The 15,443-nt window shown below is 61.4% G+C and carries 22 protein-coding genes; 1 reads left to right on the top strand and 21 read right to left on the bottom strand.

Annotation, left to right across the window (positions count from 1 at the left end; translation table 11 throughout):
• Positions 1 to 6: 6 nt before the first annotated feature.
• The 20 genes from rpsN to HMPREF9697_RS01445 form a co-directional block, all read right to left on the bottom strand.
• Positions 7 to 312, bottom strand: a complete 306-nt coding sequence (gene rpsN / locus HMPREF9697_RS01540) for a 30S ribosomal protein S14 (RefSeq protein ID WP_002715382.1) — start codon at positions 310 to 312, stop codon at positions 7 to 9.
• Between the two features lie 48 nt (positions 313 to 360).
• Positions 361 to 918 (bottom strand): 50S ribosomal protein L5, encoded by a 558-nt coding sequence (gene rplE / locus HMPREF9697_RS01535; protein ID WP_002715381.1) that lies wholly within the window; start codon positions 916 to 918, stop codon positions 361 to 363.
• On the bottom strand, positions 911 to 1,225 hold the full coding sequence (gene rplX, locus HMPREF9697_RS01530) for a 50S ribosomal protein L24 (protein WP_002715380.1): 315 nt from the start codon (positions 1,223 to 1,225) through the stop codon (positions 911 to 913). Before rplX ends, rplE begins: the two co-directional genes overlap by 8 nt.
• Complete coding sequence (rplN, locus tag HMPREF9697_RS01525) at positions 1,225 to 1,593, bottom strand: 50S ribosomal protein L14 (protein WP_002715379.1); 369 nt, start codon at positions 1,591 to 1,593, stop codon at positions 1,225 to 1,227. Before rplN ends, rplX begins: the two co-directional genes overlap by 1 nt.
• A 127-nt stretch (positions 1,594 to 1,720) precedes the next feature.
• The gene (gene rpsQ / locus HMPREF9697_RS01520) at positions 1,721 to 1,969 is read right to left on the bottom strand and encodes a 30S ribosomal protein S17 (RefSeq protein ID WP_002715378.1); all 249 of its coding nucleotides are present in this window, start codon (positions 1,967 to 1,969) and stop codon (positions 1,721 to 1,723) included.
• Between the two features lie 12 nt (positions 1,970 to 1,981).
• The gene (gene rpmC, locus HMPREF9697_RS01515) at positions 1,982 to 2,194 is read right to left on the bottom strand and encodes a 50S ribosomal protein L29 (protein WP_002715377.1); all 213 of its coding nucleotides are present in this window, start codon (positions 2,192 to 2,194) and stop codon (positions 1,982 to 1,984) included.
• 4 nt (positions 2,195 to 2,198) lie between these two features.
• On the bottom strand, positions 2,199 to 2,612 hold the full coding sequence (gene rplP / locus HMPREF9697_RS01510) for a 50S ribosomal protein L16 (RefSeq protein WP_002715376.1): 414 nt from the start codon (positions 2,610 to 2,612) through the stop codon (positions 2,199 to 2,201).
• Between the two features lie 34 nt (positions 2,613 to 2,646).
• Complete coding sequence (gene rpsC / locus HMPREF9697_RS01505; RefSeq protein WP_002715375.1) at positions 2,647 to 3,351, bottom strand: 30S ribosomal protein S3; 705 nt, start codon at positions 3,349 to 3,351, stop codon at positions 2,647 to 2,649.
• A 20-nt stretch (positions 3,352 to 3,371) separates the two neighbouring features.
• A complete protein-coding gene (gene rplV, locus HMPREF9697_RS01500) occupies positions 3,372 to 3,758 on the bottom strand; it encodes a 50S ribosomal protein L22 (RefSeq protein ID WP_002715374.1) in 387 nt (128 codons plus the stop codon).
• 10 nt (positions 3,759 to 3,768) lie between these two features.
• Positions 3,769 to 4,047, bottom strand: coding sequence for a 30S ribosomal protein S19 (gene rpsS / locus HMPREF9697_RS01495; RefSeq protein WP_002715373.1), 279 nt, complete (start codon positions 4,045 to 4,047; stop codon positions 3,769 to 3,771).
• Positions 4,048 to 4,059: 12 nt separating this feature from the next.
• Positions 4,060 to 4,896, bottom strand: coding sequence for a 50S ribosomal protein L2 (rplB, locus tag HMPREF9697_RS01490; RefSeq protein ID WP_002715372.1), 837 nt, complete (start codon positions 4,894 to 4,896; stop codon positions 4,060 to 4,062).
• 12 nt (positions 4,897 to 4,908) lie between these two features.
• Entirely contained in the window at positions 4,909 to 5,208 is a 300-nt protein-coding gene (locus HMPREF9697_RS01485) for a 50S ribosomal protein L23 (protein ID WP_002715371.1), read from the bottom strand.
• Positions 5,205 to 5,825: a 50S ribosomal protein L4 gene (gene rplD, locus HMPREF9697_RS01480; RefSeq protein WP_002715370.1), complete on the bottom strand. Its 621-nt coding sequence runs from the start codon at positions 5,823 to 5,825 to the stop codon at positions 5,205 to 5,207. Before rplD ends, HMPREF9697_RS01485 begins: the two co-directional genes overlap by 4 nt.
• Entirely contained in the window at positions 5,825 to 6,556 is a 732-nt protein-coding gene (gene rplC / locus HMPREF9697_RS01475; protein ID WP_002715369.1) for a 50S ribosomal protein L3, read from the bottom strand. The genes rplD and rplC overlap by 1 nt, the downstream gene beginning before the upstream one ends.
• 50 nt (positions 6,557 to 6,606) lie before the next feature.
• On the bottom strand, positions 6,607 to 6,915 hold the full coding sequence (gene rpsJ / locus HMPREF9697_RS01470; RefSeq protein WP_002712302.1) for a 30S ribosomal protein S10: 309 nt from the start codon (positions 6,913 to 6,915) through the stop codon (positions 6,607 to 6,609).
• A 110-nt stretch (positions 6,916 to 7,025) separates the two neighbouring features.
• Positions 7,026 to 8,216: an elongation factor Tu gene (tuf, locus tag HMPREF9697_RS01465; protein WP_002715367.1), complete on the bottom strand. Its 1,191-nt coding sequence runs from the start codon at positions 8,214 to 8,216 to the stop codon at positions 7,026 to 7,028.
• Positions 8,217 to 8,255: 39 nt separating this feature from the next.
• Positions 8,256 to 10,328: an elongation factor G gene (gene fusA / locus HMPREF9697_RS01460; protein WP_002715366.1), complete on the bottom strand. Its 2,073-nt coding sequence runs from the start codon at positions 10,326 to 10,328 to the stop codon at positions 8,256 to 8,258.
• Positions 10,329 to 10,361: 33 nt separating this feature from the next.
• Positions 10,362 to 10,832 carry a 30S ribosomal protein S7 gene (gene rpsG, locus HMPREF9697_RS01455; RefSeq protein WP_002715365.1) on the bottom strand — a complete coding sequence of 157 codons (471 nt, stop codon included), beginning with the start codon at positions 10,830 to 10,832 and terminating at the stop codon, positions 10,362 to 10,364.
• A 15-nt stretch (positions 10,833 to 10,847) separates the two neighbouring features.
• Complete coding sequence (gene rpsL, locus HMPREF9697_RS01450) at positions 10,848 to 11,219, bottom strand: 30S ribosomal protein S12 (RefSeq protein WP_002712306.1); 372 nt, start codon at positions 11,217 to 11,219, stop codon at positions 10,848 to 10,850.
• Positions 11,220 to 11,886: 667 nt separating this feature from the next.
• A complete protein-coding gene (locus tag HMPREF9697_RS01445; RefSeq protein WP_002715364.1) occupies positions 11,887 to 13,050 on the bottom strand; it encodes a carboxylate--amine ligase in 1,164 nt (387 codons plus the stop codon).
• 303 nt (positions 13,051 to 13,353) lie between these two features.
• Between HMPREF9697_RS01445 and HMPREF9697_RS01440 the strand changes: the two genes are divergently transcribed.
• Positions 13,354 to 14,613: an O-antigen ligase family protein gene (locus HMPREF9697_RS01440; RefSeq protein WP_002715363.1), complete on the top strand. Its 1,260-nt coding sequence runs from the start codon at positions 13,354 to 13,356 to the stop codon at positions 14,611 to 14,613.
• Here HMPREF9697_RS01440 and HMPREF9697_RS01435 read toward each other — a convergent pair.
• Complete coding sequence (locus tag HMPREF9697_RS01435; protein ID WP_002715362.1) at positions 14,602 to 15,423, bottom strand: glycosyltransferase family 2 protein; 822 nt, start codon at positions 15,421 to 15,423, stop codon at positions 14,602 to 14,604. The genes HMPREF9697_RS01440 and HMPREF9697_RS01435 overlap by 12 nt on opposite strands.
• Positions 15,424 to 15,443 lie beyond the last annotated feature (20 nt).

Raw genomic sequence — 15,443 nt, 5'->3', positions numbered from 1 at the left:
CCCTCCTTACCAGCTCGACTTCACGAGACCCGGGATCAATCCCCGGGAACCGAAGTCACGGATCGCGATGCGGCTCATCTTGGTCTTGCGATAGACCGCGTGAGGACGACCGCTGATCTCGCAACGGTTTTTGATGCGGGTCGCCGACGAATTGCGCGGCATCTCGGCAAGCTTGATGGTCGCAGCGAAACGCTCTTCCATCGGCTTCGTCTTGTCGGAGATGACCGCCTTCAACCGCGCGCGCTTGGCGGCGGCATTCTTCGTCATCTTCTGACGCCGGTTATTCTTCTCGATCGAACTTTTCTTAGCCATTCGATAGTCTCCATACCTTTCCGCGTTTGAAACGCCTGGCTCAGCGTCTCACTGCCGGAACGGGAAATTGAATGCGGTCAACAGCGCCTTCGCCTGCTCGTCGTTGGCGGCGGTGGTGCAAACCGTGATGTCCATGCCCCAGGTCTCGCCCGACTTGTCGTAGTCGATTTCCGGGAACACGATGTGCTCTTTCAGGCCGAGCGAATAGTTACCACGGCCGTCGAAGCTCTTGGGGTTGAGGCCGCGGAAGTCGCGCACGCGCGGCAGCGCCACGTTGATGAGGCGGTCGATGAATTCGTACATCTTCGCCTTGCGCAGCGTGACCTTGGCGCCGATGGCCTGGCCTTCGCGCAGCTTGAAGGTCGCGATCGCCTTACGCGAATGGGTGACGATCGGCTTCTGACCGGCGATCAGCGCGAGATCAGCCGCAGCCAGCTCGACCTTCTTGCGGTCGTTCACGGCCTCGCCGATGCCCATGTTGAGCACGACCTTGTCCAGACGCGGAACCTGCATCGCGTTGGTGAGGCCGAACTGCTCGGTCAGCTTGCCGCGGATGTCGCGGTCATACTCCGTGCGCAGGCGCGGAATGTAAGCATTCTCAGCCATCGATCTCAGCTCCCGAGCTCTTGGCGATGCGCACCTTGGTGCCATCCTTCTGAATCTTGAAACCGACGCGGGTCGGCTTGCCGTCCTTGCCGACGAGCGCGATGTTCGACAGGTGGATCGGGCTCTCCTTGGAGATGATGCCGCCTTCCTGCTGCTGCGTCTGCTTCTGGTGACGCTTCACCATGTTGACGCCGCGAACGAGCGCACGGCTTTCCGACGGACGCACTTCGAACACTTCGCCGGTGCGGCCCTTGTCACGGCCGGTCAGCACGATGACCTTGTCACCCTTGCGGATCTTGGCAGCCATCACAGCACCTCCGGCGCAAGCGAGATGATCTTCATGTGGTTCTTGGCGCGCAGCTCGCGCGGCACGGGCCCGAAAATACGGGTGCCGACCGGCTCGGACTGGTTGTTCACCAGCACGGCAGCGTTGCGGTCGAAACGGATCACCGAACCGTCGGCGCGGCGAATGTCCTTCGCAACGCGCACGACCACGGCCTTCATCACGTCGCCCTTCTTCACCTTTCCGCGCGGAATGGCTTCCTTGATGGACACGACGATGATGTCGCCAACGGTGGCGTAACGGCGCTTGGAGCCTCCAAGCACCTTGATGCACATGACACGGCGCGCGCCGGAATTATCGGCCACGTCGAGGTTGGTCTGCATCTGAATCATTGATGCACCTCGTCCTCTTTCTATGCGCTAGAGCGCTTAACAGCACGATCCCGAAATCGGGTTTCGAAGGATCGTACCTATTTCAAACGGTTTGCCCGAAAGTCACCCGGCAGCTGCCGGACTTCCCTCAAGCGGTTTTCTTCTCGTCGCCCCGGACAACCGTCCAGCGCTTCAACTTCGAGAGCGGCTTGCTCTCCTCGATCCAGACCGTGTCGCCCGCCTTGAACTCGTTGTTCTCGTCGTGCGCGTGGTAGTTCTTGGACCGACGAATGGTCTTCTTGTAGATCGGATGGGTGAAGCGGCGATCGACGCGCACGACAATGGTCTTGTCCTGCTTGTCGCTGACGACGACGCCCTGGAGAGTACGCTTCGGCATCTGGCTCGCCCCTTACTTCTTCTTGCTGTCCGCGGCGCGTTTCTGCGCAGCGATGGTCTTGATGCGTGCGATCTCGCGACGGGCTTCGCGCAGGCGCGAGGTGTTCTCGAGCTGGCCGGTGGCCCGCTGGAAGCGCAGATTGAAGCGCTCCTTCTTCAGATTGAGGATCGCATCCTCCATCTGGTCGGCGCTCATCGCACGGACGTCTTCAGCTTTGTGTGCCATCTCGTTACTCCGCGATGCGCGCAACGAAGCGCGTCTTGATCGGAAGCTTGGCGGCAGCCAGCGTCAGCGCCTCACGGGCGACCTGATCGTTGACACCGTCGATTTCGAACAGGATGCGGCCCGGCTTCACCCGCGCCACCCACAATTCCGGCGACCCCTTGCCCGAGCCCATGCGGACTTCGGCAGGCTTCTTCGACACCGGAAGATCGGGGAACACGCGGATCCACACGCGACCGACACGCTTCATGTGACGGGTCAGCGCGCGACGCGCGGCTTCGATCTGGCGCGCAGTGATGCGCTCCGGCGCCATCGCCTTCAGGCCGAACTGGCCGAAGGACAACGTCGCGCCCGACGAGGCGACGCCGTGGATACGGCCCTTATGCGCCTTGCGGAACTTCGTCTTCTTGGGTTGCATCATGGCTTTACGCCCTCAAACCTTCTTCTTAATGCGATCAAGCAGCATCGCGACGCGGACGGCTGTCACCGCCGCTGGTGTCGTTCAGGCGCTTGTCCTGCGCCATCGGATCGTGCTCGAGGATCTCGCCCTTGAAGAGCCAGACCTTGACGCCGCAGGTGCCGAACGTGGTGAACGCGGTCGCCACGCCGTAATCGACGTCCGCGCGCAGCGTGTGCAGCGGCACGCGGCCTTCACGATACCATTCCATGCGCGCGATTTCCGCGCCGCCGAGACGGCCCGAGCAGTTGATACGAATGCCCTGGGCTCCGAGACGCATCGCCGACTGAACCGCGCGCTTCATCGCACGGCGGAAAGCCACGCGGCGCTCGAGCTGCTGGGCGATCGATTCCGCCACCAGCGTCGCGTCGAGTTCCGGCTTGCGGATTTCGACGATGTTGATGACGACGTCGGACTCGGTGATCTCCGCGACCTTCTTCTTCAGCTTGTCGATGTCGGCGCCCTTCTTGCCGATCACCACGCCAGGGCGCGCCGAGTAAACCGAAACGCGGCACTTCTTGTGCGGGCGCTCGATCACGATGCGCGCCACAGCCGCCTGCTTCAGTTCCTTCATCAGCACTTCGCGAATGCGCACGTCCTCATGGAGGAGCTTCGCGTATTCGCCCTTGCCGGCGAACCAACGGGAATCCCAGGTCCGGTTGATGCCGAGACGCAGCCCGATTGGATTGATCTTCTGACCCATCGTTTTCTCCTGCGCCTTCTTTAAGCGCTCGCCTCGGCCTCGACCTGACGAACAACGATCGTCAGCTGCGAGAACGGTTTGTAGATACGGCCCGAACGGCCACGGCCGCGCGGTGCGAAACGCTTCATGACCATGCCGTTGCCGACATGCGCCTCGGAGACGACAAGCGCGTCGACATCGAGGTCATGGTTGTTTTCGGCGTTGGCGATCGCGGACTCAAGGCACTTCTTGACGTCGACCGCGATCCGCTTGCGCGAGAACTGAAGATCCGCGAGCGCCGAAGCCGCCTTCTTGCCGCGGATCAACTGCGCGACGAGATTGAGCTTCTGCGGGCTCACGCGAAGCATGCGGGCGACCGCCTTGGCTTCATTCTCTGAAAGGGCGCGTTCGCGCTTTGGTTTGCTCATGACTTAGTCCTCAAGCCTTCTTGGCTTTCTTATCGCCAGCATGGCCGTGGAAGGTGCGGGTCGGCGAAAACTCGCCGAACTTGTGGCCCACCATTTCCTCGTTCACGGCGACCGGAACGTGCTTCTGGCCGTTGTAAACGCCGAAGGTCAGACCCACGAACTGCGGCAGGATCGTCGAGCGACGGCTCCAGATCTTGATGACGTCGTGACGGCCGGACGCGCGCGCTACATCTGCCTTCTTGAGCAGAGAGCCTTCAACGAACGGGCCTTTCCAGACTGAACGTACCATGTCCGGCGATCCTTACTTCTTCTTCCGCTTGTGGCGGCTGATGAGAATGAACTTGTTGGTCGACTTGTTCGAACGGGTCTTCTTGCCCTTGGTCGGCTTGCCCCACGGAGTGACCGGGTGACGGCCGCCCGAGGTGCGGCCTTCGCCGCCGCCGTGCGGGTGATCGATCGGGTTCATGACAACGCCGCGGTTGTGCGGGCGACGGCCCATCCAACGCTTGCGACCCGCCTTGCCGATCGAGGTGTTCATGTGGTCCGGGTTCGACACCGCACCGATGGTCGCGGTGCAGCGGCCATGGACCATACGCTGCTCGCCCGAGTTCAGGCGCAGAATGACGTAGTCGTGGTCGCGGCCGACGATCTGGGCATAGGTGCCCGCCGAACGCGCCATCTGACCGCCCTTGCCGATCTTCATCTCGACGTTGTGGACGATCGTGCCGACCGGCATGTTGCCCATTGGCATGACGTTGCCGGGCTTCACGTCGACGTAAGCGCCGGCAATCACCGTGTCGCCAACAGCCAGACGCTGCGGCGCCAGGATGTAGGACTGCTCGCCGTCGGCGTACTTGATCAGCGCGATGAACGCGGTGCGGTTCGGATCATACTCGAGCCGTTCCACGGTCGCGGCGACATCAACCTTGGTGCGCTTGAAGTCGACCAGACGATAGGTCTTCTTGTGACCGCCGCCACGGAAGCGCACGGTGATGCGGCCGGTGTTGCCGCGGCCACCGTTCGAATGCTTACCCTCGGTGAGCACCTTGACCGGCTTGCCCTTGTAGAGCGCCGAGCGGTCGACCATCACCAATTGGCGCTGGCCGGGCGTCGTGGGGTTGAATGTTTTCAATGCCATCGTCGTAAAACCTTACAGTCCGGTGGTCACGTCGATGCGGTGGCCCTCTTCGAGGGTCACGACAGCGCGCTTGGTATCCGACTGAGAGCCGAACTGACCGCGGAAGACCTTGGTCTTGCCTTTGCGGACCAGCGTGTTGACGCCCTTCACCTTGACGTCGAACAGCTTCTCAATCGCTTCCTTGATCTGCGGCTTGGTCGCCTTCGCGGCAACCTTGAACACAACCTTGTTGTGCTCGGACGCCGTCGTCGCCTTCTCGGTGATCACCGGAGAGACGATGATGTCGTAATGGCGCGAGTCCTGAGTGCTCATTTGAAGCGCGCCTCCAACGCGTCCACCGCGGCCTTCGTCAGCACCAGCTTCTGACGGCGCAGGATGTCATAGACGTTGATGCCCTGGATCGGCAGCACGTCGATGTGCGGAATGTTGCGGGCGGCCTGTGCAAAGCCGTTGCTCACCTCGGCGCCGTCGACGATCAGTGCACTGGTCAGGCCGAGACCCGAGAAGTGACCGATCAGCGCCTTGGTCTTGGCGTCCTTCAGCTCGGCGTTGTCGAGCACGACAAGGCTGCCGTCCTTCGCCTTCGCCGACAGGGCGTGACGCAGGCCGAGAGCACGAACCTTCTTCGGCAGGTCATGCGCGTGGCTGCGCACGACGGGACCGAACGCGCGACCGCCGCCACGGAACTGCGGCACGCGGGCCGAGCCGTGACGAGCACCGCCGGTGCCCTTCTGCTTGTACATCTTCTTGCCGGTGCGCCAGACTTCCGCACGACCCTTGGTCTTGTGCGTACCGGCCTGGCGCTTGGCGAGCTGCCAGTTGACGACGCGCTGAATGATGTCCTTGCGCGGCTCGAGACCGAAGATCTCGTCCGACAGGCTCACCGAGCCAGCAGCCTTGCCCTCAAGAGTTGTGACGTTCAGTTCCATCACGCGCCCTCCCCGGCAGTCGCTTCTGCAGCAGGAGCAGCCTTCTCGCCACCGTCGGCGAGCTTGAACTTGCCCGGCTTCGCAGCTTCCTTCGGAAGCGGCTTCTTCACGGCATCGCGCACGGTGATCCAGCCACCCTTGGAGCCGGGAACGGCGCCCTCGACGAGCAGCAGGCCGCGCTCGACGTCGGTCTGGACCACGCGCAGGTTCAGCGTGGTGATACGATCGACACCCATGTGACCAGGCATCTTCTTGTTCTTGAAGGTCTTGCCGGGATCCTGACGACCACCGGTCGAACCGATCGAACGGTGCGAGACCGACACGCCGTGCGTGGCGCGCAGACCGCCGAAGTTCCAGCGCTTCATGCCGCCCGCGAAACCCTTACCGACCGAGGTGCCGGTAACGTCGACGAACTGGCCCGCGACGAAATGATCGGCGGTGATCTCGGCACCAACCGGGATCATCGCATCGTCGCTGACGCGGAATTCCACGACCTTGCGCTTGGGCTCGACCTTGGCGACCGCGAATTGCCCGCGCTCTGCCTTTGGCATGTAAACGGACTTGCGAGCGCCCGAACCGAGCTGCAGCGCGGTGTAGCCGTTCTTGTCCTTGGTGCGGTGGCCGACAACCTGACAGTTGCCCAGCTTCAGCACGGTCACAGGAATATGTTCGCCGGCCTCTGTAAAGACCCGCGTCATCCCGACCTTCTGTGCGATCACTCCGGAGCGCATCGGCGTGCTTCCTATTCTTTCTGTCCGGCGAGCGGACTAACGTAAAAGTTTTAGAGCTTGATCTCGACGTCAACGCCAGCGGCGAGGTCGAGCTTCATCAAAGCATCGACCGTCTGCGGCGTCGGATCGACGATATCGAGAAGGCGCTTGTGAGTGCGCATCTCGAACTGCTCGCGGCTTTTCTTATCCACGTGAGGCGAACGGTTCACGGTGAACTTCTCGATGCGGGTCGGCAGCGGAATGGGTCCGCGAACCTGAGCACCGGTGCGTTTTGCCGTGTTCACGATCTCCCGGGTCGACGTATCGAGAATCCGATGGTCGAACGCCTTGAGACGAATGCGAATATTCTGGCCGTTCATTGCCGTTTCTTTCTTGTCCGTCACGACCGGTCAGTCCGGTCATCCACGTCGGTATTCAAAGGGGTCGTGAATGCCCGGCCGCGAGGCCGGGCATGACGACGGATCGTTTCTTACTCGATGATGCTCGCGACGACGCCTGCACCGACGGTGCGGCCGCCTTCGCGGATCGCGAAGCGAAGCTTCTCTTCCATCGCGATCGGCACGATCAGGTGCACTTCCATCGCGATGTTGTCGCCCGGCATCACCATCTCGGTGCCTTCCGGCAGATGAACCACGCCCGTCACGTCGGTCGTACGGAAGTAGAACTGCGGACGGTAGTTGGTGAAGAACGGGGTGTGACGGCCGCCCTCTTCCTTGGTGAGGATGTAGGCCTCAGCCTTGAACTTGGTGTGCGGCTTGACCGAACCCGGCTTGCACAGAACCTGACCGCGCTCGACGTCCTCGCGCTTGGTGCCGCGCAGCAGCGCGCCGATGTTGTCGCCTGCCTGGCCCTGGTCGAGCAGCTTGCGGAACATTTCGACACCGGTGACGGTGGTCTTCTGGGTCGCCTTCAGACCGACGATTTCGATTTCCTCGCCGACCTTGACGACGCCGCGCTCGACACGGCCGGTCACGACGGTGCCGCGACCCGAGATCGAGAACACGTCTTCAACCGGCATCAGGAACGGCTGGTCGATCGGACGCTCCGGCTGCGGAATGTACTCGTCGACATTCTTCATCAGCTCAAGGATAGCGTCGTGGCCGAGCTTCGGATCCGAGTTCTCGAGAGCGGCGAGAGCCGAGCCCTTGACGATCGGAATCTTGTCGCCCGGGAAGTTGTACTTCGAGAGCAGTTCGCGAACTTCGAGCTCGACGAGCTCAAGAAGCTCCGGATCGTCAACCATGTCGCACTTGTTGAGGAATACGACGAGCGCCGGAACGCCGACCTGGCGGGCGAGCAGGATGTGCTCACGGGTCTGCGGCATCGGGCCGTCAGCAGCCGACACGACGAGGATCGCGCCGTCCATCTGGGCTGCGCCGGTGATCATGTTCTTCACGTAGTCGGCGTGGCCGGGGCAGTCGACGTGCGCGTAGTGGCGGTTCGGCGTCTCGTACTCGACGTGAGCGGTCGAGATGGTGATGCCGCGGGCCTTCTCTTCCGGCGCCTTGTCGATCTGATCGTAGGCCGTGAACGTAGCGCCACCAGCCTCGGCCAGAACCTTCGTAATCGCCGCAGTCAGCGACGTCTTGCCATGGTCGACGTGACCGATGGTGCCGATGTTGCAGTGGGGTTTCTTACGTTCGAATTTCTCTTTAGCCATGACACTCTCCGTTCAGACTTTGGCTTTCACCAAAGACAATCAGGCAAACTTCTTCTGGACTTCAGCCGACACGTTGGCCGGCGCTTCAGCGTAGTGATCGAATTGCATTGTGAAGGTCGCGCGACCCTGGCTCATCGAGCGCAGGTTGTTCACGTAACCAAACATGTTCATGAGCGGCACCATCGCGTTGATGACGTTGGCGTTGCCGCGCATGTCCTGACCCTGGATCTGGCCACGGCGGGAGTTGAGGTCGCCGATCACCGATCCGGTGTAATCTTCAGGCGTCACCACCTCGACCTTCATGATCGGCTCGAGGAGGACGGACTTGCCCTTCTGCAGCGCGTCGCGGAAGGCCGCGCGCGATGCGATTTCGAAGGCCAGCGCCGACGAGTCGACGTCGTGGTAGGCACCGTCGATCAACGTCACCTTGACGTCGACAACCGGGAAGCCGGCGACCACGCCCGAGGTCATCACGCTGTTGAGGCCCTTTTCGACGCCGGGGATGTATTCCTTCGGCACCGCGCCACCGACGATCTTCGATTCGAACTGGAAGCCGGCGCCCGGCTCCGTCGGCTCGACGACGAACTTGACGCGGGCGAACTGGCCCGTGCCGCCGGTCTGCTTCTTGTGGGTGTAATCGACTTCCGCCGACTTGGTGATCTTCTCGCGGAACGCCACCTGCGGCGCGCCGATGTTGGCGTCGACCTTGTAGGTACGCTTGAGAATGTCGACCTTGATGTCGAGATGAAGTTCGCCCATGCCCTTGAGAATGGTCTGGCCGGACTCGTGGTCGGTCGACACGCGGAAGGACGGATCCTCCGCAGCGAGCTTCGCCAGAGCGACGCCGAGCTTTTCCTGATCGGCCTTCGACTTCGGCTCGATCGCGATTTCGATGACCGGCTCGGGGAATTCCATCTTTTCAAGGATGACCGGATGATCCGGGTCGCACAGCGTGTCGCCGGTACGGGCTTCCTTGAGGCCAGCCAGCGCGACGATGTCGCCGGCATAGGCTTCCTTGATGTCTTCGCGGTTGTTCGCATGCATCAGCAGCATGCGGCCGATGCGCTCTTTCTTCTCGCGGGTCGAGTTGATGACGCCGGTGCCGCTGGTCAGGACGCCCGAATAGATGCGGCAGAAAGTGATGGTGCCGACGAACGGATCGTCCATGATCTTGAACGCGAGGAGCGACATCGGCTCCTTGTCGTCCGCATGGCGCAGAATTTCGTTTCCATCCTCGTCGGTGCCCTTGATCGCAGGCACGTCGAGCGGCGACGGCAGATAGGCAACCACGGCATCGAGCAACGGCTGCACGCCCTTGTTCTTGAACGCAGTGCCGCAGAGAACCGGATAGAAGGCACCAGTGAGAACGGCCTTGCGGATCAGGCGCTTGAGGGTCGCTTCGTCCGGCTCCACGCCGTCGAGGAACTTCGTCAGCGCGTCGTCATCGAGCTCGACGGCGGCTTCAATCAGCTTCTCGCGATATTCCTTCGCCTTGTCGGCAAGGTCAGCAGGAATCGGCTCTACGTCGTACATGGAACCAAGCGCGTCCTGGTTGTAGACGAGCGCCTGCATGCGGACGAGATCGATCATGCCCTTGAAGTTATTCTCGGAGCCGATCGGCAGCTGGATCGCAACCGGCTTCGCGCCGAGACGATCAACGATGTCCTGCAGGCACTTGTAGAAGTCGGCGCCCGTCTTATCCATCTTGTTGCAGAAGACGATGCGCGGAACCTTGTACTTGTCGCCCTGGCGCCAGACGGTCTCGGTCTGCGGCTCGACGCCCTGGTTGGAATCGAGAACGCACACGGCACCGTCGAGCACGCGCAGCGAACGCTCGACTTCAATGGTGAAGTCGACGTGGCCGGGGGTGTCGATGATGTTCAGGCGCTTGCCGTCCCAGAACGCGGTGGTCGCAGCCGAGGTGATCGTGATGCCCCGCTCCTGCTCCTGCGTCATCCAGTCCATCGTCGCGGCACCTTCGTGCACTTCGCCGATCTTGTGGCTCTTGCCAGTATAATAGAGGATACGCTCAGTCGTCGTGGTCTTGCCAGCGTCGATGTGCGCCATGATACCGAAGTTACGGTAGTCCTCGATGGCATGTTGGCGGGGCATGGGCCTGTCCTTAAATTTCCGTTCGAGTCGCCGTTACCAGCGATAGTGCGAGAAGGCGCGGTTGGCTTCCGCCATCTTGTGCACGTCTTCACGCTTCTTCACGGCGTTGCCGCGGTTGTTGGCTGCATCGAGCAACTCTGCCGAAAGACGCTCGGTCATGGTCTTCTCGTTGCGGCCGCGAGCGGCCGTAATGATCCAGCGCAGGCCGAGAGCCTGACGACGGGTCGAGCGGACTTCGACCGGCACCTGATACGTCGCACCACCAACGCGGCGCGAACGCACTTCGATGGTCGGCATCACGTTGTCGAGCGCCTGCTCGAACACGGTCAGCGGAGCCTGCTTGGTCTTGCTCTCAATGATGTCGAACGCACCGTAGACGATGCTTTCGGCGGCCGACTTCTTGCCGTCGTACATGATCGAGTTCATGAACTTCGAAACGATAACGTTCCCGAACTTCGGATCCGGATTGACTTCGCGCTTTTCGGCGGAGTGGCGACGAGACATGGTTTCCGCTCCTGCTTACTTCGGACGCTTCGCGCCGTACTTCGAACGGCGCTGCTTACGGTTCTTGACGCCCTGCGTATCGAGGACGCCGCGGAGGATGTGGTAGCGAACGCCGGGCAAATCCTTGACGCGGCCGCCGCGGATCATGACCACCGAGTGCTCCTGAAGGTTATGGCCTTCACCCGGGATGTAGCCGATGACCTCGAAGCCGTTGGTCAGGCGCACCTTGGCAACCTTACGAAGCGCCGAGTTCGGCTTCTTCGGCGTGGTCGTGTAGACGCGCGTGCAAACGCCACGCTTCTGCGGCGACTGCTGCAGTGCTGGCACCTTCTTGCGCGACTTCTGCGCTTCGCGCGGATTTGCGATCAGCTGGTTGATCGTCGGCATATTCGCCTTCACCCTTGTTCGCGCGGAGCTTGCGGCCCCGCAAATTCGTTCGGGGCAACCGCCCCACTCGCTTCACCACGGCACCAGCCATTCGCACAAAACGAAATCGCGCCAACCGATCATCACTGACCGGAAAGCGCTGAAACGCCACAGAGGACCAAAGCTCGCTTCAGGCGTTCGCCTGAAGTCCACCTAGGTCATGCATCCAAAGCCAATCTCAGAAGCAAAAGGCCCGAGAGACTGATTTTCGTCTTGGCATTGCCTGGTTAGTACCGACAGCGTCTGAGCGTCATGGGTCGAGGTTGGTGCCGTTTCATGCCGAGGCCGAAGCCGCGAGATGAAAGGTGGTCCGTTCCGACACAGGGAAGCTCACCGCCTGTCGTGAAGTGGCCGGTTTGTATAAGCCATGCAGCCTCAAGTCAAGACGAAAGGTAATGCAAAAAGTCCGCGCCATTCCGGCACTTCTGTCATCCACGCACGTCACAAACGAACGACGGAGTCCGATCCTGCGAGAATCGCTCACTCGGCCAAACGTCTTCCCTCCCGGTCGCTCATGGAGACGATCCGCCCACACTCCTCCGGAGCGGCCCTTGCTGCAACTTCTTATTTTATCTATGAAAAACAGATACTTATGGGAATCTGTTCGGGAGCGGCAGTTGAGGTTTCTTCAACGCCGAAGCTTCCGCGTCATCACGCGGGTCCCCGTCAGCGGCAATTCCAGCAGCCCTGGCAGCGGATCGTCCCATGCGAAAGCCGCAAAGGTCAGCCGTTGGCCGAGTGAACGCAGATAACCTGCCGGGGTGAGTTCGCCACGGCGAATGAGCTGCATCGCAACCACCAGATCACGCGACAGATGGAGCCAGGCGCGGGAACCCGGCTTCGGCACCGGCTGATTCTGCGACCGCCCGGCCACCGTACCGTTCATGGCCTCCTTCAGCAGCACGGCAAAATCGAAGCCACAGAACGGAGCAAGCTCGAGCCAGGACCAGGTGCGCGGATTGACGTCCAGAACCTTATAGGCGTCGTCACGGGCGTCGTATTTGAATTCGACCTCGACCAGTCCTTCAAAGCCGGTCGCCGCAAGAAGCTGCTTTGCGGCAGCTTTGACCCGTTCGTTATCGACCGCTTCGACAAAGGTGGAACTGAAGCTGAAATCGACCGGGTACTGACGACTGCGGCGCGCGGTCATTTCCGCAAGCGGACGGCCTTCGAGCCACGCCCCGACATAGGACAGTTGCGCCTCCCCGCCCCCGGGGATCAGTTCCTGCACCACCACATTCGCAGCCCCGACATAGCTGGCGGCGTCGCGGTACAGACGAACGAATTCGTCTCGGGAATCGGCGCGCCAGGCCTTGGCTGCGGTGAACGGGTTTCGCTCGAGCCGCATCGCCGGCTTCAGCACCACCGGAAAACGAATCTCGGTCGACGCTGCGTCTTCGGCGGAACGCACACGATAGTTTTTGGGAACAGCCACCCCGGCTGCGGTCGCCGTTTCTGCAAGCTGCTGCTTGTCGCATACCTTTTGCAATGTCGCCCAATCGAGGCTCGCGACATCGAAAACCGCCCGCAGACGTGACACGTTTTCCGCTACCAGCCGAACTTCCGGATCGCCACATGGCAGCAGCAACCATTTCCGGGCGCCCTGTTCATCTGCGAACCGCAGCAGCCAGTCGACGATCTCCGGCGACCTGGTGCCCGGCCAGTCGAACCGGCGCGTGATGTAACGGGACAGTTTTGGAAGCGGATGGTCGTCGGTCACAAGAAAGACGGGAATGCCTTTCCGGCCAAAGCTGCGCGCGGCGGATAGAGCGCCGTGGGCTCCCCCGAGCAAAACGACGCCTTACGATACAACCTGGACAACCATTATAGCCCTCGACGCACGTCTCCAGACGCGCAGTCAATCGCGGCAACCCTAAACGGCGTTCCTTAAAATGAACTAACGGCAATGTAAGCAGGAGATCCGCCGGCAGCGGCGTTACCGCAGGTTTAACCGGCCATTAATGCCGCCTGCCTAAATTCGCTGAATAAGATTGCAGCGCGTACCTGCCCTTAGGCGGTATGGCCCGCAACGTGTCGCGCGATCGGCGCCGACGCTGAAAGTCATTCCGAAAAACGGGCGACGGCGGCTGATGCGATGACAAGCCTGACCACCGCGGCCTCCTCCCATCTCACCGCAGACATCGAGCGCCCCATCATCCGGGCATGGCAACGGCGCGCGCTCTGGCTGGTAGGCATCAGCGGCTCGATCGTCTTCATCGAGCCAAGCCCCTATGAGGCTGCAATCTTTCTGACGATGATCTTCTTCGTCGTCACCGGCCTGAAGTTTTCGCCGCCGCTGCTGGTGCCGTGCGCACTTCTGATCGTTCTGAACGCGGGTTACGCGATCGGCGCCGTCCCGTTGATGAACGAACAAGACGTTGTCTTCTGGATTTTCACGTCCTGTTATATGGCGGTCACGGCGGTCTTCTTTGCCCTCGTGATGCTCGAGGATACGAAAGAACGTCTCGACGCCCTGAGCCGCGGCTATGTCATCGGCGCCGTGATCGCCTCTCTTGCAGGCATTGCCGGTTATTTCAATCTCATTCCTGGCGCCACCGACCTTCTCACCTTCGGCCATCGCGCGCGCGGCACGTTCAAGGATCCGAACGTTCTCGGCGCGTTTCTGGTGTATCCCGCCGTCTATTGCATGCTCCAGATCATCGAAAGCCCGTTCTGGAAAGCCGTCCGCAACGCCATTCCCCTCTGCATCATCAGCCTCGCGATTTTCCTCGCGTTCTCGCGCGCCGCCTGGGCGACTTTCGTGGGTGCGAGCATCATCACATGCGTGCTTCTGTACCTGACGGCGACAACGCGTCAGCGACGCATGAAGATTGTCGCGCTGGTGCTGGCCGCTGCAATATTGGCCGCGCTGGCGGTCGTCTTCATGCTGTCGTTCAGTTCGACAGCCGAACTGTTCAGTGAACGCGCGAGCCTGCATCAGCCCTATGACAGCGGCCGGTTCGGACGGTTCGGACGGCATATTCTCGGCGCGATCATGGCGCTGGATTACCCGTTCGGGATCGGGCCGCTTCAGTTTCGCACGTTCTTCCCCGAAGACACGCACAATTCGTTCCTGAACGCGTTCATGTCGGGAGGCTGGCTCAGCGGCGTCGTTTACCCCGCGCTGATTTTCTCCACCGTGATTTACGCTGTGCGCGGGCTGTTTCTGCGCACGCCGTGGCGATCGCTGTATATCATCGTGTTCGCGACTTTCTTTGTGACCATGTGCGAGAGCTTCATCATCGACACCGATCACTGGCGGCATTACTTCCTGCTGGTGGGCACGATCTGGGGCACCTTGATAGCGGGCTACAGACTGAACGCCCGGCGCACATCCCATCCATCAGTCGATTGAATTGCCGCTGCTCCTCGCGCGCAAATTCGACCTGAGCATGTCAAACAGACCGGCCGGCATCAGCAATATCGCCAGCGTGCGCGCCACACCCGCCCACGCCCGCCAGGCTCCTGCCTCGAAATATTTGAGCTGAATCCGCAGCCGATCGTATAATTGCCGCCGCCGGCGCGACATCGACTGTCCGCCCGGCGAAAGGCGATAATCCAGCAGGCACTCCTCAATGTTCGCAACGTCGTAGGCTTTGCCGATCCGGCACAACAGATCGTAATCCTCGGCAGCCGGATAATCCTGCGAATAAAGCCCGACGCGCCGAAACGCGTCACACCGGATCATCGCGCTCGCATGCGACACGCCGATGTTGAAAAACATGAGATCGCGGACCGCGCGCGGATCGCCCGGCCGGCGCTTGATGTAGGTAGCGTCCGGGATGCCGTCCTGGAAATTACGCACCCATGTCCCGCACGCCCCCACCATGGGGTTGGCCTCCATGAAGGCCACCTGCTTTGCAATGCGATCTGGTGCGGAAATATCGTCCGCGTCGGCAATTGCGACATAGTCGAAACCGGCGGCGAGAATTTCCGCCAACGCGACGTTGCGCGCCGCAGCCGGTCCGGCATTCTTCTCAAGACGGATCACCGTGATGCGGCCATCCGTGTTTTGAAGATACTCGCTGACCGGGATGCGGCTGCAATCGTCGACGACATAAACTTGGCAGTCCGTTGCGGCCAGCAAGGGCGCGATCGCGTCGCGGATCGTCCGTTCTGCATTATAGGCCGCCACAAGAGCAGCGACCCTGGGGCGACGGGTCATGACGGACTCCACACGTCCCT

This window comes from Afipia felis ATCC 53690, from assembly GCF_000314735.2.
GTDB lineage: Bacteria > Pseudomonadota > Alphaproteobacteria > Rhizobiales > Xanthobacteraceae > Afipia > Afipia felis.
Note: the sequence above shows the minus strand (reverse complement) of the source record. Positions and strands in the feature narration are given on the sequence as shown.